The organism is Paenibacillus silvae, from assembly GCF_014639235.1.
In the GTDB taxonomy this organism is placed as follows: Bacteria; Bacillota; Bacilli; order Paenibacillales; family Paenibacillaceae; genus Paenibacillus; species Paenibacillus silvae.
In genome coordinates, this window is the sequence record NZ_BMFU01000003.1 from 605,508 (window position 1) to 625,309 (window position 19,802).

The 19,802-nt window shown below is 47.3% G+C and carries 16 protein-coding genes; 6 read left to right on the forward strand and 10 right to left on the reverse strand.

Annotation, left to right across the window (positions count from 1 at the left end):
* Positions 1-187: 187 nt before the first annotated feature.
* The 8 genes from IEW26_RS13670 to abnA form a co-directional block, all read right to left on the reverse strand.
* Entirely contained in the window at positions 188-1,036 is an 849-nt protein-coding gene (locus tag IEW26_RS13670; protein ID WP_188592784.1) for an EcsC family protein, read from the reverse strand.
* Positions 1,037-1,531: 495 nt separating this feature from the next.
* Entirely contained in the window at positions 1,532-1,705 is a 174-nt protein-coding gene (locus IEW26_RS13675; protein ID WP_188592785.1) for a hypothetical protein, read from the reverse strand.
* 124 nt (positions 1,706-1,829) lie between these two features.
* On the reverse strand, positions 1,830-2,810 hold the full coding sequence (locus IEW26_RS13680) for a glycoside hydrolase family 43 protein (RefSeq protein WP_145403518.1): 981 nt from the start codon (positions 2,808-2,810) through the stop codon (positions 1,830-1,832).
* A 311-nt stretch (positions 2,811-3,121) separates the two neighbouring features.
* The gene (locus tag IEW26_RS13685) at positions 3,122-4,531 is read right to left on the reverse strand and encodes an arabinan endo-1,5-alpha-L-arabinosidase (protein ID WP_188592909.1); all 1,410 of its coding nucleotides are present in this window, start codon (positions 4,529-4,531) and stop codon (positions 3,122-3,124) included.
* A gap of 173 nt (positions 4,532-4,704) precedes the next feature.
* The gene (locus tag IEW26_RS13690; RefSeq protein WP_111268726.1) at positions 4,705-5,547 is read right to left on the reverse strand and encodes a carbohydrate ABC transporter permease; all 843 of its coding nucleotides are present in this window, start codon (positions 5,545-5,547) and stop codon (positions 4,705-4,707) included.
* 27 nt (positions 5,548-5,574) lie between these two features.
* Positions 5,575-6,465, reverse strand: coding sequence for a carbohydrate ABC transporter permease (locus IEW26_RS13695; RefSeq protein ID WP_111268725.1), 891 nt, complete (start codon positions 6,463-6,465; stop codon positions 5,575-5,577).
* A gap of 180 nt (positions 6,466-6,645) precedes the next feature.
* Positions 6,646-8,001: an ABC transporter substrate-binding protein gene (locus IEW26_RS13700; RefSeq protein ID WP_188592786.1), complete on the reverse strand. Its 1,356-nt coding sequence runs from the start codon at positions 7,999-8,001 to the stop codon at positions 6,646-6,648.
* 139 nt (positions 8,002-8,140) lie between these two features.
* Complete coding sequence (gene abnA, locus IEW26_RS13705; protein WP_188592787.1) at positions 8,141-9,070, reverse strand: arabinan endo-1,5-alpha-L-arabinosidase AbnA; 930 nt, start codon at positions 9,068-9,070, stop codon at positions 8,141-8,143.
* Positions 9,071-9,661: 591 nt separating this feature from the next.
* Here abnA and IEW26_RS13710 point away from each other — a divergent pair.
* From IEW26_RS13710 to IEW26_RS13725, 4 genes are all read left to right on the forward strand, one after another.
* Positions 9,662-10,579 (forward strand): ArsR/SmtB family transcription factor, encoded by a 918-nt coding sequence (locus IEW26_RS13710; protein WP_145403520.1) that lies wholly within the window; start codon positions 9,662-9,664, stop codon positions 10,577-10,579.
* A gap of 109 nt (positions 10,580-10,688) precedes the next feature.
* Positions 10,689-11,612: a helix-turn-helix transcriptional regulator gene (locus tag IEW26_RS13715; RefSeq protein ID WP_188592788.1), complete on the forward strand. Its 924-nt coding sequence runs from the start codon at positions 10,689-10,691 to the stop codon at positions 11,610-11,612.
* Positions 11,613-11,799: 187 nt separating this feature from the next.
* The gene (locus tag IEW26_RS13720; RefSeq protein ID WP_188592789.1) at positions 11,800-12,336 is read left to right on the forward strand and encodes a DinB family protein; all 537 of its coding nucleotides are present in this window, start codon (positions 11,800-11,802) and stop codon (positions 12,334-12,336) included.
* Between the two features lie 49 nt (positions 12,337-12,385).
* On the forward strand, positions 12,386-12,964 hold the full coding sequence (locus tag IEW26_RS13725; RefSeq protein WP_188592910.1) for a YdeI/OmpD-associated family protein: 579 nt from the start codon (positions 12,386-12,388) through the stop codon (positions 12,962-12,964).
* Between the two features lie 203 nt (positions 12,965-13,167).
* On the opposite strand, the gene IEW26_RS13730 is transcribed toward IEW26_RS13725, so the two are convergent.
* Positions 13,168-14,052, reverse strand: a complete 885-nt coding sequence (locus IEW26_RS13730) for a helix-turn-helix domain-containing protein (RefSeq protein WP_145403842.1) — start codon at positions 14,050-14,052, stop codon at positions 13,168-13,170.
* A 290-nt stretch (positions 14,053-14,342) separates the two neighbouring features.
* On the opposite strand from IEW26_RS13730, the gene IEW26_RS13735 reads away from it, so the two are divergent.
* Together IEW26_RS13735 and IEW26_RS13740 are read left to right on the forward strand one after the other, a co-directional pair.
* Complete coding sequence (locus IEW26_RS13735) at positions 14,343-15,977, forward strand: ABC transporter substrate-binding protein (RefSeq protein WP_188592911.1); 1,635 nt, start codon at positions 14,343-14,345, stop codon at positions 15,975-15,977.
* A 13-nt stretch (positions 15,978-15,990) separates the two neighbouring features.
* On the forward strand, positions 15,991-17,514 hold the full coding sequence (locus IEW26_RS13740; RefSeq protein WP_188592790.1) for a glycoside hydrolase family 43 protein: 1,524 nt from the start codon (positions 15,991-15,993) through the stop codon (positions 17,512-17,514).
* A 1,100-nt stretch (positions 17,515-18,614) separates the two neighbouring features.
* Here IEW26_RS13740 and IEW26_RS13745 read toward each other — a convergent pair.
* Complete coding sequence (locus IEW26_RS13745) at positions 18,615-19,538, reverse strand: S-layer homology domain-containing protein (protein WP_188592791.1); 924 nt, start codon at positions 19,536-19,538, stop codon at positions 18,615-18,617.
* Between the last annotated feature and the right edge of the window lie 264 nt (positions 19,539-19,802).

Here is a 19,802-nt window from a genome sequence, read left to right on the forward strand (position 1 = left end):
TGGAAGTCTTTGAAAGATTTACTATACTATACTCTATTCTATTAAGTATATAAGGCTCCTGTCGTTCTGAATCATACAGAGCTGCAGGAGCCTTGGCTATTGTGACGGGATATATCTAAATCGTTAGCCTGTTCAGACAATCGTATCTGTCCACATGAACATGTACCAAGCAACATCAGACTGTGATCTATTTTAAACGCTGCAGAATCAGACGTTTCTTGTACAGCATTTTACCTGCTTCAGCCACATCCTGGATCGTATTTTTGTTGCTGACTGAACCAAAAATCATACCCGCAACAGGCACCAGCTGGAACAGCTTTTTCCAACCAAAAGACTCACTATAGGAGTTAAATACCTCACGCCAGCCCTGCATTTGGGATACCACCTCTACCTGCTTATCCGGGTTGTCGTAATCCGCCAATTCATCAAGGATGGCTTTTTTGCCCACGATATCAGCAGAAGAGAATTGCAGACATTTTACAATAAAAACGCGCTCTAGCGGATCATCGGGATCGTAACCATAACACAGCGCCATCTCCTGCAGCACTTTCAAAGAAAGCCCCATGACGAGCGGAATGTCCGCTGCAATGGTGACGATGCCTCCAAACCCCGTTGCAGCCCCTTGTGCCGCAGCGAACTTGCTCCGACTTTCGGTGATGCTGTCCGCCACACGGTCCAGCACCTCAAGCGGTATTTTGTGCACACTATGAATTTGGGCGGTGTTCTCCGTTTCTGCATCCTGCTCTAATCGGTAAATGTAATCCGTTGTCATCGGGTAACCCGAGCGCTCGGTTTCCTCCTGCAAGAGCTTGGCTACTTTTTTCTTCTGTACAAGGAACTTGCCGCCTGTCTGCAGGTACTGGCCCACTTCGTTTAACGCATCACCAATCTTCTGCTTTAACGCCTTCGGCATCACTTTATCCAGCATGACAAACGGCAAACGCCCGATTTTATCCCAAATGAACAGATCCTTCTGTTCATTTTCCCACTTTAAAATGTGTTCAAGTTCCCGATCCAGTGTCTCGCGTGATTCCATCTATGATCCTCCTAACAGGTTGTCATGGTATATCCCCAACATTGTACTCCACCTGGCTTTCCCTGAGCTTATTATTCCGAAGTAACAACCGAATTGGTTGAACTGGAGTTCGAGTTGGGGTTAGCCTTGGAGCTTAGGCATGAGTTTGGGTTGGAGCTTGAGCTTGAGTTTGGGTTGGAGCTTGATTGTAGGTTTGGTTGTAGAATTAGCTTTGGCTTTGGGGGTGAAGCACCCCCAAACCTTCTCCAATCATTCTAACGATTTCAGATGAGCTTATTTAAGCTATATTGAGCGTTCTCACATTGTAACGATCCCTAGGAAGCTTATTTTGCCGAAAACACAAGATAAGCACCCATTTCCACATCAAATTCCTAAAATAAGGTTTCCTGAAATCGTTAGAAAATAAAAACGAGTAATATTGCCGAAATAGCGCTTCTGGAGATCGTTAGAAAAGTGTGCGGCTAAATTAGCGTAGCGCTTCAAAGGTAATCGAGCTTAGCTTGAATTTATTTTCGATGTAATTGTATACGTTACTGCCCGACTTCGGTTGCTTTCCTGCTCTTGCTCTTGCTCTTGCTCTTGCTCTTGCTCTTGCTCTTGCTCTTGCTCTTGCTCTTGCTCTTGCTCTTGCTCTTGCTCTTGCTCTTGCTCAAAGCCTCCCTGATCCAAACCTCTAATTCAAGTTTTTTTGCTCCAATCTTGCTCCACCCTTCTCCAGACATGATTAACAAAAAGAGCCTTTCGTTTAGCATGTTCTGCTAACAAAAGACTCTTCCTATAAGCGCACCTAGCGTTATTTCACCTCGGTCAAGACCTGACCATCAGGAAGGGGAACACCAAAGCTCGGCGTACCATCCTCATTCCAATGAATCACCTGAGCGCGGGCATGACGGTTTGGATCGTAGAGTGGATCACCCTCAATCTCTTTGTAGTTTCGTGCATGATAGATGAGAATATCCGTTTTGCCATCAGGTGAAACGGTAAAGCTGTTGTGTCCGGGGCCATATTGCCCATTTTCTTCACAAGTCTGGAACACCGGCTCAGGAGACTTCACCCAGCTTGCAGGGTCAAGCAGATTCGCATCTTCATCAGCGGTGAGCAGACCCATGCAGTAATGATGATTGGTTGCGCTGGCTGAATAGCTGATAAACAAACGACCATTTCGATGCAGCACGGCTGCGCCTTCATTGACTTTGAAGCCAATAATCTCCCAATCGTATTCCGGCGTTGAAATCATGACCTGTTCGCCGCGAAGCGTCCATGGATTTTCCATTTCGCTAATGTAAAGGTTGGAATTGCCGTCAATACTCGGGTCCTTCTGTGCCCAAACCAGATAACGCGTGCCTTGGTGCTCGAAGGTTGTAGCATCCAGCGCAAAGCTCTCCCATCTAGTTCGAATCTGGCCCTTTTCCACCCATGTTCCTTCAAGCGGATTAGCCGCATCATTTTCCAGCACGTACATGCGATGATCGAACAGACCGTCGTTTGTCTCGCTGGTATGGGCTGCTGCGAAGTATATGTACCACTTGCCATCAATAAAATGAATCTCCGGTGCCCAGATGTTCGCGCTCATCAGTCCTGTCTCGCGCTTCGTCCAGGCGGTCACTGGCTCAGCTTCTCTCAAAGCCTCCAGCGTCTCGGCGCGCCGGATTTCAATTCGGTCAAAAGCCGGCACAGAGGCGGAAAAATAATAGTATCCGTCCGTATGGCGGTACACCCACGGATCAGCACGCTGCTCCAGCATAGGATTGGTAAATGTCATGGTTTTGGTCATGGGAATGAACCCCTTTCATATGTGTGTGTATGGCTTGAATCTATGATGTGCTCGGCGAAAACATGGAGAGCAGGGTTAGAGAGGCACAGCAGACGTTCGCGGGCGGTAGGGCCTTGGTGCTCTCCTTGTCCTCCGATTTCTTCCTTCACCGCTCCTGGCGGTGGAAATCGGATGCCAAACTCGCACACGCGGCTCCTTCCTCCCTCTCACTGCTGGTGCCCCATGGCGCTGGCTGCAACATCTCCGTGCGCCTCGCGCTGCTCTCGCTTGTGCAGCGCGCCCCTCGCTGACCCTCATCCCGGGTCAGCGATCTACTCAGCTGCGCTGATTTGTTTGCCCCAGACCGCGATGCCGCGGTCGTTCAGGCCGGTTACCACCAGCGCAGGCTGGCTCCGCTCCCAATCCCAGGATGGGAGCAGCCTTAGCTCTTCCGTGGAAGCGCCGCCCGCAGGACTCTCCTTCCACGATAGCGTTAACGTTTGCTTACCATCAAACGTCCAGGTGCCTGAACCGTTCTCGCTTTCGATTTTACCTTTCGCGGTTAGCGTATAAGGCACTGCCTGCACCTGTCCATTCACAGCCGGATCAAGCGTCATTCCTTCCCAGGTTCCGGCAATCATCGAATCGGGAATATCCTGCGTTGTCTCACCCGCATAACGTTCCGGCGAGACGACAGGCCAGCCGTCCTTGGTCCACAGCATTTTACGCACATGCAGATACGGCCAGTTTTTGTCCGTCTCTCCCCGGGCATGGTGCACGATGTAATAATCATCGCCATCTTTCAGCACTGAATTGTGTCCCGGGGCAACCCAGCCCTCCCCTTCGGTAAAACGGTATCCTCCCAAAATTTTAGTGCCAATCTCATACTGCGGCAAATGCTCCGTGTCTAACATGTTATTCCCGTTCATGTCCGTGTAAGGCCCTGTAATGGAATCGGCACGCGCTACACGTACGTTATAATCCTCGAACAGGGAATCATATGAGACGAACAGATAATATTTTTGAAACTCAGGATTGTAGACAATATAGGGCCCCTCAACTGCGCCCTCTTCGGTTGCCCGATCTCTTGCGGCAATACGGGTACCGTACCCCTCTTCCTTGAACTTGCCCGTATCCGGGTCAAGCGGTGCTATATAAATCCCGTCGAAAAATGAACCGTATACCATCCATGGGTTGCCCAAGGCATCAAGCACCGGATTGGCATCAATGGCATTCAGACCGTCCTTCTCCTGACCGGCCGTCTTCACCACAAGTCCCTCATCCTTCCAAGGTCCTTCCGGAGATTTGGAGGTCTGCAAGCCAATTGCAGACTGCGTGCTGCCAAAGCTGGAGGCAGAATAATACAATCGGTACGTATCCCCAGCCTTGATAATATCCGGTGCCCACAAGTTTGTCGCTCCCGTCCAGTCCAGCGCTTCCTTCGGAATGCCCGGCAGAGCCTGCCCCACCCATTTCCAGTGGATCAGGTCATCTGACTTGCGGACCATCACACCGGGTTTAGGCTCTCCTGCCACACGTACGTCCGTGGAATAGACGTAGTACCCTTGGTCTGTTTTGATAATAGCCGGATCATGTGCATTGTTCACTGTCCATTTGGATTCATCGTCCAGAATCGAAAGATCATACAGCTTCGTATCCTGCGGAGCTTCCGGAAAAACGGGTGGATTCGCCGTATTCCCGCCATCTGCACAGCCTGTCACGCCCATAAGCATCAGCAACATGAATGCCACAACTCCCTTCCTCGCCTTGTGCGGCCCCTTTGGTTCTCTGCAATATCTCCAATCTACTCGTGCTTCTCGTCTCTCCGACACTTTCCATTCTTTTCGTTCGCTTGCTTCCTTCCGTTCCATCCGTTCCTCCCATGCTCTCCACACTCTCCGTGCTTTCATCACCATCACCCTTTGACCCCTGAAATCGCCACCGACTCGATAATTTGCTTCTGGAAGATCAGAAAGATAATCAGAACAGGCAGCAAAGCAACGATCGACGCAGCCATAATAAGCGGATAATCCGTTTGTATCGCATATGTCGCGTTAAAGTTCGCAATTACGAGCTGCAGCGTCTGCTTTTCCGGTGAATTCAAATAAATAATCGGTGCCAGATAATCGTTCCAGATGCCCATAAACCACAGAATCAGCTGTGCAGCGACGGCCGGTTTGATCAGCGGAAATGTAATGCTGGAGTACAAGCGGAAGTAAGAGCTTCCGTCAATCTTCGCCGCTTCAATGATTGCATCCGGTACACTGAGCAGATATTGCCGCAGGAAAAAGATCATAATCACGTTCCCGAACAACCCTGGAACAATGAGCGGCAGCAAGGTGTCCACCCAGCCTAGCTTGGAGAACATCATGAATTGCGGAATCATCACCGTTGGATAGGGAATCATCATAGACGCCAGCAAGGCGAGAAACAGTTTGTTTTTATGCGGAAATCTCAGCTTGGCAAAAGCAAATGCAGCGAGACTCGACGTAAATGTGCCTACCACCGTCACACTGAGTGCTACAATAAGACTGTTTTTGATACCGCTGAGCAGCGGCCCTGCTTCCCAAATCTCTTTATATTTACCAAACTGGAACACCTCCGGAATCCATACCGGCGGCAGCGCGAATACATCCTGCTTCTCCTTGAGCGAGGTGGACAGCATCCAGAGCAAAGGTGCAATCATCGCAATCGCACCGATGGACAGAACGATAAATATGATGGAGTTTGTTACCTTCCTTCTTTGACTGTAAGACATCTCCCGTTCAGCTCCTCTCCTCGCCCATTAATCCCCGTCGTAGGCTGATCTTTCGTTTAGTTTGAATTGCACAAGCGTAATAACAAAGATAAACAATCCGAGAATCATGGCCATCGCTGACGCGTAGCCCATCTGCAGGTTGCTGAACGCCTTTTGCCAGATGTAAAACACAATCGAAGCCGATGCATATTCCGGTCCGCCTGTAGGCGTCATAATGTTCATCTCGGTAAAAATCTGTGAACCCCCGATAATATTGGTTACCACAAGGAAAAAAGTAACAGGCTTCACCATCGGCCAGGTGATATTGCGAAAAATCTGAAATCCGTTGGCGCCGTCCAGCTCTGCGGCCTCGTAATACGTGCGGGATACACTTTGCAGTGCTGCCAGATATAACAGCATCGTGTAGCCAAGACCTTTCCAGACGGTCATGATAATCAAGGCCGGTTTGACCGTATCTTTGTTTGCCAGCCAGTTCGGACCTTTAATGCCAAACAGGTCGAGGAACTGGTTTACCAGACCATAGTCTCCGTTGTACGCCCAGTTCCACATGATGGATACGGCCGCCAGAGATGAGATAACCGGTATGTAGTAGATCACACGAAATGTGGTCGTACCCGGAATTTTACGATTCAGTCCCATCGCCAGCAGCAACGCAAGCAACAAACCAATCGGAATGCCGAGCATCAGGTAAAACGTATTAAACATCGCCTTGTAAAAAAGATCGTCGGTCAGCAAATCCTTGAAATTGGCTAGTCCGATAAAGTTCATCTGTCCAAGTCCGTCCCAATCCGTGAACGAACCGTAGAGCGAGTAGAGGAACGGGAACAACACAAAAATCAGAAGCCCCAGTAGTGGAGGCAAAATAAACAAGTATCCATACATCATCTCTTTGCGATACAAACTTGATTTCGTATTCACGTGTTCACCCCTGTTTCTAAGATCAGCATGTGGCATACATCGACTGGCCTTTTGGAATCCTGGCTTATGCTCTGTTCCGGTCAATACATGCCACATGCCCGTATGGAATCTGGCGATATCTTCTAACGAGCAAGATGCCAGCAGCATCGGTTCAGGCTGCTGGCATCCTCTCTTTCCTATCTATTTATTCTGGGATTTTTTCTCCTGCTCCACCGCTTTATCCAGCAGCTTCTGCATTTTCGGTTGCTGCTGCTTCACATAATCTGCGGCAGTCATCTTTCCATCCAGTACCGGTTGAATGTCGGTAAAGAACATGTCATACCATTCCGCGTTATACGTGTAGTTGCCCGGCAACGCACGTCCGTAGTCTTTTACGATATCAATGAATTCCTGTTTGTTCTCCGGCTTCGTTGAGGTGTCTTTAGCCCACTCATCGGCCATATCAAGCAAATTCGGAATCTGAACTTTCGCGTCTACCAGTTGTTTCATGCCTTCTTTCGAAGCTGTGAGGTAGTTCACCAGCTCAGCCGCCTCTTCCGGGTGCTTCGTTTTGGCGGATACCCCGATCCCCAGCGAACCGATCCATGTTGCCGATTTACCAGTCGATCCCGCCGGGAAAGGCAGCAAATCATAATCGAACGGAAGCTTTTCGAAGGTACTCATATCCCACGGACCTACAGGGAAGAAGGCCATCTCGCCTTTCATCCAGCGCTGATACGTATCGAGCGTTTGTGCTTCTTCAATGGAAGGTGTGATTTTGTATTTGTTCTGCATATCCGCAAAAAATTGCAGCGCTTCTGCGAATTTCGGATCATCAATCGTTACTTTGGTTTTGCTCTCATCCAGCCAGTCAGCCCCGTTACTCCATACAAAAGCCTGCAGTGCCCACTGTACGTTAAATCCTGTACCGAACACATCGGGTTTGCCATCACCATTGGTATCCTTGGTTGCCTGCTGGTTCACCTTGATGAACTCTTCCCATGTATACGGCTTGTCCTTGTCAGGGAAGGGAATGCCTTCTTTTTCAAAAAGAGTCTTGTTGTATCCCAGTGCAAACGGCCCGACATCCTTAGGCATGCCATAAAGATCGCCTTGTCCTGCCATCTTGCCATCATAACGATACAGATCAATTCCATATTTCCAGATATTATCCAGATTGATATCCTTGTTTTTCTCGATATAAGGTGTCAGATTCATCAGCACATTGCTGTTTACGTAAGCCTTCATATCACCTGGAGCGAAATAAAATACGTCAGGCATGCTGTTGCCTGTAATCGCTGCACGAAGCTTGGTTGCATACTGATCAGCAGCGGTCACAATGATCTTTACTTTAACGCCAGGGTGCTCTTCTTCAAATTTCTTCACGACCGCCTGATACGCTTTCTGCTCGTCCGTTCCTCCGCGGAACATAAACGTCAGCTCTTTATCCCCGCTTCCTGAACCTGTGCCTCCGCTTCCCCCTCCGCAGCCTGCCAGCACCAGTGCAGTAACCAGCATTAGCAGCATAGACGTGATCCAACTCTTTCTCTTGACCATATGAACCCCTCCTGATCTGGACTTGTAAACGTATTCATGATGAAGAATCAGCTTTTCTGTTGTTAAATTTATCAAATCCAGATCGATTTAGTCAATACTTTATTAAAACATTTTATATTTATTTAAAATAAACAACGTACTAATACGTCGGCCACCCGTTTGCATCCCAAAGCAGATCGTTAATCAGCAATTTCGGATTACCGTTATCTGTTGCATCATAAGCATGGCGTACGATAAGATTGCCGTTAACCACGTCTTGCCCGCCTGGACCTTTCCATCTCACATTGCCTGCATCCAAAATCGTACCGCCACCGTTCATCATATTCACGCCGTTTTTGTCAACGTAAGGCCCTGTAATGCTGGTTGAGCGTCCATAGACCATTTTGTAGGTGCTGTTCACACCTTTACAGCAGGAATCAATGGAAGCAAACAAATAATAATACCCGTTGCGATACGTGATACTTGGGGCTTCAATCGCTCCCCCGTTATTCGGCCGTGCTGCAATGGAAGAGATGCTGCCTGTCGGTTTCATCGTATTTTTGTCCAGCTTCACAATCTTCAGTCCACTCCAGAACGACCCGAAAGCAAGCCATGGATTGCCAGAAGCATCAATGACCAGTTCCGGATCAATGGCGTTATAGTTATTCGATGTTGTGGATTGTAGCACCAGTCCCTCATCCTTCCACTGACCTGCTCCAACACTGTTTGCGGATGCAAGCCCGATCGCAGACCTGTTCGAGCCAAAGGTCGAAATGGAATAATACAGCCACACCTTGCCGTTGTAGCGCTGCACATCAGGTGCCCACACGTCCAGATTGGCCTGCGCCGGAACAGCAGTATTCCACCAGGATGGCTCACTCAAAAAAATCTGTGGTACACGATACCACGATGTTCCGTTATCTGATTTCAGCACCTGAATACCCGGGCCGGTGGAGAAGGTGTACCATGAATTGCCCTCTTTGATGATGGATGGATCATGAACAGCGATGTCTCCTGTCAGATTCCAGAACGCGGCTAACGCCTTGGACTGTCCTGCAAGCACCAGCACCAATACAAGCAATGCCGGCATTGCCCAACGTCTTTTTGTTGAACGTTGTAAGCCTCTCAAAATCTTCTTTAAGCTGAATTTCTCCATAACACAACGCCGCCTCTCCTAAATAAAATGGTTGCTTTGGTTCATGAAGTATTAAATCAATTTAAGTATAATAGGATTATAAAAGCGGTTACATCACAATTCAATGGTATATTTCAAATATATATAAATTAATTCAAAGTTTTAATTCAAAGTTTTAATTCAAATAAACAGAACTACATAAGTTGAACAAAGATTTTACACAGCCCACTCCGATGACAGAATAACCTTCCAATCGCTGTTATCTCCAGATTTTCTGAATTCCCTTTTCCAAAGGGGAAAATCCAGTGATAAAGGCGGACGATTCGCTTTTTCAGGTTCTTTCTGTCCTCTCCGTTAGAGTGTAAATGAATCGTTCAACTTATATAAAATATAGGTTTATTTTTAACTCCCCCAGGGTATAACTCCGTTTTCTCAGCTCTTTCTTTCCAGCATGTAATGATTTATAATTATCTGAAATAAAACAGTCAAATGTGCAAAAGTCTGCGTAAATAGGCTTTGTTCAGAACGGGGAAAGGACATCCACCTATGATTTATATTAAAGATCTGATGTCAGGTGTGAACATTTTCAAAGCACTCAGTTCCGAAATTCGCATTCAGATTATCGAGCTGCTGGCCAGAAACCAAAGTCTTAACCTTAATGACCTCGCAACCAGGCTCGGACTTAGTAACGGTGCAATTACAATGCATATCAAAAAGCTTGAGGAGAGCGGACTGATCGAGATTAACACGGCGGTTGGCAAACACGGCATTCAGAAGATCTGTTACCTTAACGAGGAAAAATTAATGGTCGATCTGCGCTCACAGGAGATTCACAATCGGTATGAGGTTGAGATTCAGGTCGGGCATTACAGCGACTATCAGGCAGCCCCTACGTGCGGCATTGCAACGAAAGACAGCATTATCGGGGAATTTGATGACCCGCGTTATTTTGCCGACCCGCTTCGGATTGATGCGGAGATGATCTGGCTGGCGGAAGGTTATCTGGAATATCGTATTCCTAACTATCTCAAGCCTAATCAGACGTTTAACGAAATCCAGCTGTCTATGGAGCTCGGCTCGGAGGCCCCTGGTTTCTGTGATAATTATCCGTCCGATATTTACTTCTATATCAATGGCAAAGAGATCGGGCTCTGGACAAGTCCAGGCGATTTTGGCGATACACGCGGCACGTTCAATCCAGACTGGTGGCCTCCGCATCTGAATCAATACGGCATGCTGAAGCTCATTCGCATTACGAAGGAAGGCAGCTATATCGACGGATGCCGGATTTCGGACGTCACGCTGGATGATATCGGACTGGATTACAAAAGTGATATCCATTTTCGGATCGCGGTCACCGACGGCCCTGTGAATAAACGCGGCCTGACCATTTTCGGCAAAAGCTTTGGCAACTACGGTCAAGGTCTGCTGGCTCGGGTGTTATATAACGTACAGGAAGACTAGGCCTCTAAACGATCTATCATAACCTGTTTCCTTCTAGAGAAGGGAATCAAGAATGTCGGTACAACAGTGATTGGAAGGTTGAAGAAAAGGAATAACGGGTGGGATTCTTTTGAAACTGGAACGGTTAGTCTCGATCATCTATAAGCTGCTGAATCATGAGGTATTGTCTGCCTCTAAACTTGCGGAGGAATATCAGGTGTCGCCCAGAACGATCTATCGGGATATAGACGTCCTCTGTGCGGCGGGTTTCCCGGTCGTTTCCCATCAGGGAATGAACGGCGGATATGGCATGATGGACGGTTATAAAATGGATAAGAGCCTGCTCGGTTCGTATGACGTACATGCCTTGATTACCGTGCTTACCAGTCTCTCTACCGTTTTTCATGATGCGCGTGCCCAAGGCACGATTGAGCGTTTGCAGACGATTGGTAATCAGCATCAGAAACCAAGCTTGACTGTAGACCTCGATACCCATCGTACAGAGCCAGACTCCCTACCGTACCTTCGTGCGGGAATCATACAACATCAGACGGTACAATTTGATTATATTAATGCAAAAAACGAGCGGTCCGCCCGGGAACTGGAGCCTGTTCGACTCCAATATAAATATCGCAGCTGGTATGTATATGGATATTGCAGAAGCCGGCAGGATTATCGGGAATTCCGGCTGTCGCGGATGTTAAATGTACATCTGACAAACCGTTCTTTTAAACCCCGCATGATCCCCGCTGATGAAGCTTCTTCCTCCCCTTCTGACTCACAGGATTCCATGACGGATGTAGTGTTTCGGGTATACCCGGACGCACTCGCAGAGGCTATGGATCATTTCCAGCAGGCAGACAAACAATTTCATGAGGATGGGAGCATGACGATGCGTATTCAGATTCATCGACCGCTCCAGGCTCCGTGGTTATGGTCATTCCTGCTCAGCCTGGGGAGTGGTGCAGAGGTGCTTGAACCTGCAGCACTGAGGGATATTCTGGAGACAAAACTGCGAAATGCACTGAAACGTTATAACCAGGTTGATATGTGAAGTGTGGATAGCGCTGAAAGCACTGGTAGTCCCTGCTCGGTTAGCTTGATTTCAAAATTCGGTAAAATCCCGGTAAAATCGAAGTAGAAGTATGACACGCTGTTGTCATACTTCTTTTTTTATAATCTTTTCAGCAAGATAGCACTATTTCATTGAACTAATCGCCAAATTAAAGGAGACGATCTTTATGAATCATCCGCAACAAATGTATCATTATCATGTTTGGGCATCACAGACCATCATGCAGCGCATTCAGGAGCTCCCGCCTGCTGTACTGCATCAGGAAGTTGGCAGCTCCTTTCCTACTCTCGCTCATGCTCTGAGTCATCTGTATGCCGTCGATCAGATGTGGTATCTGGTCCTAACCGGAACAGGCATGCCTGAAGCTTTGCAGCTCTGTATGCCGCGCAACGGAGAAACTTTTGCCACGATAGAAGAATACGTTAATCGTTATGACGAGCTATCCGATCAGTTCCTTGATTGGTTCCGTCAGCAATCAGATTTGGAGCAAACCATTCCACTCGACAATCCCTTTGCGGGCCTACGCCAAACCAGTCTCGCAGAGATCATTTTTCACCTGGTCAATCACGGAACCTATCACCGGGGCAATATCTCCACCATGCTGCGTCAATTGGGTCATGCCTCTGTCATGAACGACTACTTCCGTTTCTGGTACGAAGGCGAAGGCTCCAATGAAGTTGCAGATTCTGATGCTGTTGTATAAGCATGTACTGCTTGAAGTCTATTACACATGATGGAAGGTCTTGGATCTGATGCAATCTCTCTCACCTGAAAATGTACTCCCCTTTACTTCCAGAGAAGAGTTAAGGCTGTGGTTAGAAGAGCATGGAACCTCACATGCATATTGCTGGGTTCGTGTCAGCATAAAACCACACGCCGAAACAATCTTATATCTGGATGCAGTTGAGGAGTCGCTGTGCTTTGGCTGGATTGATGGAGTGAAAAAGAAAACCGCTGACAACCGGCTGTTACAGCGCTTATCTCCACGCAGCTGCAAGAGTTCATGGACCGAGTTAAACAAGGAGCGTGTACGTCGTCTGAACAGGCTTGGTCTTATGCGGGATGAGGGCAGAAAAGTTCTGCCTGATCTGAACCCGGAAGCTTTTGTCATCGAAGACGAGATTCAACAAAGGTTAATAGCAGACAGGCAAACCTATGAAAATTTCCTGGCATTTCCTCCGCTGTATCAACGCGTTCGCATCGACACCATTCAAAGTGTAAAACGGCAGCCTGAGCTGTTTCAGAGCAGACTTGATAAATTCATCATGCATACGAGGGTAAACCAAATGTATGGTCAATGGCACGATGACGGAAGATTGCTACTTGATTAAAAGATGAATCCGGCTTGTTCGTTCCAAAAAATATAGTTAGAAGCACATTGTTCCGAACGATTAACACATCAAAGCAGGAGCTTCCCATGGAGAAGCTCCTGCTTTGATGTAAGAGCAATTTTGTTTTTAAATAGGAGAACATAGGGAACAAAAGATCATTTTTGCAGGTGCTTGTTTCTATGCTGTAACTGTATATTATGCTTTTAATCCACATCGTCTTTGGCACCCGCATTTTGCCTGAATCCTTTGGGAGACCTTCCATAAGCTTTGGTGAATTGTCGTGTGAAGTAATTGCTGTCATTGTATCCGCATTCATATGAAACCTCAGTAATCGGAAGACTGCTATATTTTAAGAGGTGACATGCTTTTTCCAAACGAAGCTTATGCATATACGAGATGGGTGTTGTACCGTAATAGGATTGGAAAATGCGATTGAGATGTCTCATTGAAACATTCGAATGACCAGCTATTTCCTCCAGCGACAACGGCTCCAGATAATGATCCTCGATATAGGAGATGGCATTAGCCAGATGCATGAGATGATTGCCTTCGATTCCGTTCTCCTGCGTATCGTAATGCCGCGAAAGATAAACAACCATTTCCGTAAAGCGTGAAAGCAGCATCGTCTGATACCCCTGCTGCCTGTTATGATATTCCTCAATCATCATGGAAATCAAAGACTCGACATAATCCAGACCGGAGATGGGCAACGCGAGCTTGGAAGCATATGAATGTGCATTGCGATACATAGGTTCCAGCACAAACAAAGCCTGAAATCCGTTCGATTTCCGTAGATCAGGGCCGATCGAAGCGAGCATTTCAGGTCTGAACATAATGTTGCAGATCTGAAAATCATGGGGTTCCCTGTATGCATGAGGTGTGGAACCATTAATAACAAACGCATTTCCTTTTTTGATAAAAAACGACTCATTGTTAACGATATGCGTGGCATGGCCTTTAAGCACAATGACAAGTTCGGAGAAATCCGCATGCCTGTGCAGCTCTGTATCCTCATCATGTCCGCCGTATTGAATATAAAACGGGAACTGTACATCCGATGTGAACCATCCCAGATACGCGTTGCTCAGTTGTCTCACCTCCCAAACCCCTTGCTGAATTGAATGTCTATATCATGCTATTCCAGGACTGAAAAATCAAGGTATCCAACTCGAGGTGCCGATATAATTCCTCATATACACCAGACAGATGTGATGCAGCAGCTCGAGGAGGTGGCCGCAGAGCAGCATCAGAATATGCTGGTATTTCAGTTTTTTTTCAATGGTTTGCAAGCGCATTCAACAAAAAATCAACAGGGGGTTATATTTTGGCTCAATGGATAAGAAACATCTCGAAGCTCTCCGTCACACTTACGCTCTCGATGAGCTTGCTGGCCGGATGCGGCAGCAACAATCAGGAAGTAGAGAACGGTAATACTTCCGAGGATCAACTTTCTCCCGTAACCTTCAGCTTCTTTGGCGCAGATGCCAATCCAAACTGGAATAACATGCAGGATGCGGTTGGAAAAGAGATTACAAGACAAACCGGGGTATCCCTGAACGCTGAATTTGCTGTTGCTGACCCTTCACAACGACTAGCTCTGATCTCGGCCAGCGGAGATTACCCCGATCTGATCAGCCCCAAGGGTGATTTGGATAAACTCGTTGATGCCGGAGCAATGCTGGATCTCACCGATCTGATCGAGGAACATGCACCCAATCTCAAAAAACTGTTTGGTGAACAGATCAAACGTTTACGCTACAGCAATGAAGACCCATCCATATATGTTATTCCCACGTATTCTTCCATAGACGGAGTCAATTTCGTAGCAGGAAGTGGTTTCGAGCTCCAGCACCGTGCGGTGAAGGAAGCCGGATATCCAGAGATTAAAACGGTACAGGATTTCGAAAATGTCATTCGCAATTATCTGGAGAAGCACCCTGTGGATGAAAAAGGAAATCCCAACATCGGTCTCACCCTCAATGCCGATGATTGGCGCATACAGATTACCGTGACCAATCCTGCGGCGGAAACAACCGGTAAATCCGGTGACGGCGAGTATTATATAAACCCTGAAACTTACGAAGCCACATATCACTTCCGCACGGAAGGTGAGAAGGAATATTTCCAGTGGCTCAACCACATGTATAATACCGGTCTGCTCGACAAGGAATCCTTTGTTCAGAAGAACGATCAGTATCAGGCTAAAATTGCTTCAGGCCGGGTTATTGGTCTGACGGATGTAGACTGGGGTTATGGTGATGGGGAGAAGGCACTCAAGGCCGAAGGAAAATATGATCAAACTTATGGTCATTATTCTGTTATGCTTTCGGATCAATACAAGGATAACCGTTTCCAGTCCACAGGTTTTATGGCTGGGTGGGGTGTAGGCATCACTACCGCTTGTAAAGACCCCGTTCGAGCCATTCAATTTTTGGACTTCCTTGCTTCCGAGCAAGGGCAGATTCTGAACAATTGGGGAATTCAAGGCCAGCATTATGAACTGCAGAATGGCAAGCGTGTAGTACCTGCAGAAGTTCAGGAGCGCATCGTTAACGATAATATTTCGTTCAGCCGGGAATCCGGGATAGGCTTCTATACAAATCTGGGCGCTCATTACGGAGATGGAGTCAAGGATTCTACAGACAATTACTTCACTAAAAATTACCCGGAACAGATCGTGGAGAATTATACCGCTGCAGATAAAGAAACACTCCAGGCCTATAACGCCAACACATGGATGGATTTATTTCCAAATGAAAAAGACTTTCCCGTGAAACCTTGGGGAGCTGTATGGAATATCTCTGTCCCAAGTGAAGATGAGATCAACGTCATTGCCAACAAGGTCAAGGATATCACCTGGCGCCAGATTCCGCTGGCCATCATGTCCAAACCGGAGGAGTTCGAAAGTATCTGGAATGATTATCAACAGAAGCTGCTTGATGCCGGGGTTGAAAAAATGGAAAAGGGCTTCACGCATTACGTTCAGAATCGCGTTAAGCTCTGGAATGAATAGAGGTGTGATCCAGATGAATTATTCAAATCCGATTATTCCGGGATTCTACCCTGATCCGAGCATATGCCGGGTCCAGGATGACTACTATCTGGTGACCAGCACGTTTGAATATTTTCCCGGCGTACCCATTTTTCACAGCAAGGATCTCGTGCATTGGCATAAGATTGGCCATGTTCTGACGTCCACTGAACAGCTTTCACTTGGCAATGCATGGCGGTCCGGGGGCATCTACGCCCCCACTCTCCGTTATCACGAGGGCTGTTTCTACATGGCGACCACCAATGTCAGCAGCGGTGGCAACTTCTATGTGCGAAGTGAACAGGCTGAAGGCCCATGGTCACGACCTGTCTATGTGGCTCAGGACGGGATAGACCCTTCCCTTCTCTTTGATGAAGATGGTCGTGTATACTTTCAGTCAGCTTGCAATGGACAGGACGGTGAAGGAATTTATCAATGCGAGATTGATATCTCAACGGGCCATAAACTATCCGAGAGTCGTCTGATCTGGAAGGGAACTGGCGGTGCTGCTCCCGAGGCTCCTCACCTTTACAAAATTAACGGTTTCTACTACCTGATGATTGCTGAAGGTGGAACGGAGTACGGACATATGGAGACCATTGCGCGCAGTGATGCTCCATATGGGCCACATGTACCGTGTCCACATAATCCGATTCTGTCCAATCGCAGCCTGAAATCGAGCATCCATGCTGTGGGACATGCAGACCTTGTACAAACACAGGATGGCAGCTGGTGGGCTGTATGCCTTGGTATTCGCCCGCCTGCCTATCCTATGCGGCATCATCTGGGGCGGGAGACGTTTCTGGCTCCTGTAACCTGGACGCCTGATGGCTGGCCAATGATTGGCGAGAACGGCCGACTGCATGCTGTTATGGACAGTCCCAACCTGCCCGAATTCAAATGGCCTGCCCCGGTGTCTCTGGATCATTTCGATCAGCCTGCGCTCGGACTGGACTGGATTCACCTGCGCAATCCTGCTCCGAATAGCGTTTCACTCCATGAATCTCCAGGGCATCTCACGTTGTATGGAAACTCAGCCTCACTGGATGACGGGAAAAATCCAGCCTTTGTAGGGCGCCGCTTGAGTCATTTCTGTTGCAGCATAGCTGCCATGCTTGATTTCGAGCCAGCCTATGAGAATGAAGAAGCAGGATTAACGGTGTTTATGAATGAGAAGTATCATTATGATCTGGCTGTTAAACGTATCCATGGAGAAAAGAAATGGATATGGCGGCGTATGGTCGGCTCACTGAGACTGGAAGAGGTGCTGGATTGTAATTGTGGTGATGGCCCTGTAACGTTGCATGTGGGGGCTGACCCTGATCAATTTACATTTTCAATAAAACATGAATTATCAGATATTTATTCTCCGGGCTCTGCGGAAACACACTTGCTTTCCAGCGAGGTAGCAGGAGGTTTCACCGGTATCATTGTTGCGATGTATGCATACTCTCCGGCAGCGGCCCCAACTCCCGCACGGTTTGACTGGTTTAATTATGAACCTGCACCGCGGGATTAATCGGAAAAAGCCGATTTCGGGGACGTGCTGAAAAAATATGATATAGGCTCGGTTTAAGTTATGCTAAAGACACTTTGGGTTGAGTATATAAGATATCATAGAGGCATTGAAGGCATACTGGAGATACAAGAAGATACGTCGGAGACTCGTTGGAGACACATCCAAGAGATGTCGAAGATAGTCGAAGATATGAAGGGTACGACGGAGATACTGAAATGATACACCCTAGACTCAGTCGAGACACATCCATGAGATGTCGAAGACATGAAGGGTACGACGGAGATACTGAAATGATACACCGTAGACTTAGTGGAGACATATCCATAAGATGTCGAAGACATGATGAAGTCATGTTGAAGTTACAACTTAAAGCTTCTAACGAATTCAGGAGACGCTATTATGCCAATTTTCAACCTTCTGAGATTCTAACGATCTCCAGAAGCCTTATTGTCCCAATTTATCCCTTTTCGGAGGTATTTTGGACCGAATTTACTGAAATAGCGTCTCTCAGAATCGTTAGGTTTGGAAACATCCCATATTCGCTCCAATAAGGTCTGTGGAGATCGTTAGCGCTTGAAGCAAAGCAACAACTTCCAGCAACTTCATCTCCAACTAAAAAAACCATCTGGCCTCCGTTCTCCCTGGGCGTGTCTCGAAATTTACTGTAGTACATCATTTACTGCCCTTTCGTCCCCTGCTGCGTCACTTTCCCTTGACGTGCCCTGGCACGCCAGTGGAAAACATCCGGGCTTGGAACGAAATTTCAGCAAAGTTGGCTTCCCCAGGAGAACGGTTTGCCATTTACTTCAGCTTTTTCAGATACACCCTCAGTTCAGTGTTAAACAGATCCACACTTGGTTTTTGTACAACACATTCCCTCAGAGAATACGGTCCGCTAGATGGTTTTTCTGGTTTTTATGGTTTTATGGTTTTTCTGGTGTTCTGGTTTTTATGCTTTTCTACTTCTCTACCGTTCCTCCCGTTACCTAATTTGCTTGCTGCTCAAGCAACAGGTGATACATGTGGCTGACCAACCTCGTCATGAAGCTGGGCACTGCGTGCTGGAAGCTGCACGCAGTATACAACCGCGTACCCTGGCTTTATTTACCGGAAGGCTGTGCTTCAGCGATGTAGCCTGTTGGAATTTCGGCCTCTGCCGTCACTTTGGTAATAACCATCGGGTACATCTTGTCTGGATCAGGCTGCAGGATAGAATATTTGACAATCGCCCGATTATCCTTCTCCAGCTTGACTTCATCAATCTTCAATCCGTACCCCGGATGCGGCATTTCGGCAGTCAAGGTCACTTTGCTTGTTTTGTCATCCACCTTGCTGATTGTTACCTCAGGTACGATGCCTTGCTGGCCTTCCCCTGGATTCGTTGGAGCCGGTTCAGTTGAACCGCCGCCGCTATGCTGATCCACAAACTCAAGCGCATTGAAAATCATGCTTGCTGCCTCCATACGGGTAAGCGACTGATCCGGGCGGAAATTCCCGTCCTTGTCCAGCTCAATGATGTTCATATTCAGCAGGTTCTGGACCGCAGATATGGCGTCCTTACTTAGTTTATTTTCATCCTTAACTTCATTATACTTCATGATTACGGGATAATTCCCGGTTGTGCCAATTCCCTCATGTAGCAAAATAACAAATTGCTCACGTGTCATCTTGCCCTGCGGGTTCACTTCTACCGGAATGGACAGACCATTCTGAGTGGCTGCTTGCACAGCATCCGCATACCAGGTGTTCGGACTGATTTTAGTCTGAGCAGCAGCTTCCGCATATGCATTTTTCAACCCAAACGCTTTGACAATCATCTGGATACCTTGCGGCTCGGACAAAGCTGCATCTGGACGGAACAGATCGGCCGTTACTCCGTTTACGACCCCTTTCGATTTCAATGAATCTACAACCGCCTTTTGCCCCTCATCCTTGATGTCGGAAAATGCAAATACCGAAGCTCCTCCTGCTGTCAAAGAAACGCAAAGTGCAAGTGTTGCAGCCAAACCTTTTTTATGTTTCATTTCCTGGCACCTCCATCATATTAGTAAAACCTTTTTATCACCTTTTCATCCCTACAGACGGGACACCCCCGGAAAATGTTTCAGTTCACTTGGCAATTGGTGAATACAATTTCATAAACATGCATATGAATTGCTGCGTATCTGTAACGTATGTTATGTTGTCATATCACCTGCAGAACCGTATGTAGACTGTGTAAAACGTGCATTTCACCTATAGATAGGTATTCTCATTTTGAAGTGTTCCCTTGGCGTATTTCTTTTCAC

What these genes read in the sequence shown, in the direction of transcription:
- IEW26_RS13670 (WP_188592784.1), bottom strand. Translation starts at nt 1,036, where the DNA reads ATGGAATCACGCGAGACACTGGATCGGGAACTTGAACACATTTTAAAG.
- IEW26_RS13680 (WP_145403518.1), bottom strand. Translation starts at nt 2,810, where the DNA reads ATGACCAAAACCATGACATTTACCAATCCTATGCTGGAGCAGCGTGCT.
- IEW26_RS13685 (WP_188592909.1), bottom strand. Translation starts at nt 4,531, where the DNA reads ATGTTGCTGATGCTTATGGGCGTGACAGGCTGTGCAGATGGCGGGAAT.
- IEW26_RS13690 (WP_111268726.1), bottom strand. Translation starts at nt 5,547, where the DNA reads ATGTCTTACAGTCAAAGAAGGAAGGTAACAAACTCCATCATATTTATC.
- IEW26_RS13700 (WP_188592786.1), bottom strand. Translation starts at nt 8,001, where the DNA reads ATGGTCAAGAGAAAGAGTTGGATCACGTCTATGCTGCTAATGCTGGTT.
- abnA (WP_188592787.1), bottom strand. Translation starts at nt 9,070, where the DNA reads ATGCCGGCATTGCTTGTATTGGTGCTGGTGCTTGCAGGACAGTCCAAG.
- IEW26_RS13710 (WP_145403520.1), top strand. Translation starts at nt 9,662, where the DNA reads ATGATTTATATTAAAGATCTGATGTCAGGTGTGAACATTTTCAAAGCA.
- IEW26_RS13720 (WP_188592789.1), top strand. Translation starts at nt 11,800, where the DNA reads ATGAATCATCCGCAACAAATGTATCATTATCATGTTTGGGCATCACAG.
- IEW26_RS13725 (WP_188592910.1), top strand. Translation starts at nt 12,386, where the DNA reads ATGCAATCTCTCTCACCTGAAAATGTACTCCCCTTTACTTCCAGAGAA.
- IEW26_RS13735 (WP_188592911.1), top strand. Translation starts at nt 14,343, where the DNA reads ATGAGCTTGCTGGCCGGATGCGGCAGCAACAATCAGGAAGTAGAGAAC.
- IEW26_RS13740 (WP_188592790.1), top strand. Translation starts at nt 15,991, where the DNA reads ATGAATTATTCAAATCCGATTATTCCGGGATTCTACCCTGATCCGAGC.
- IEW26_RS13745 (WP_188592791.1), bottom strand. Translation starts at nt 19,538, where the DNA reads ATGAAACATAAAAAAGGTTTGGCTGCAACACTTGCACTTTGCGTTTCT.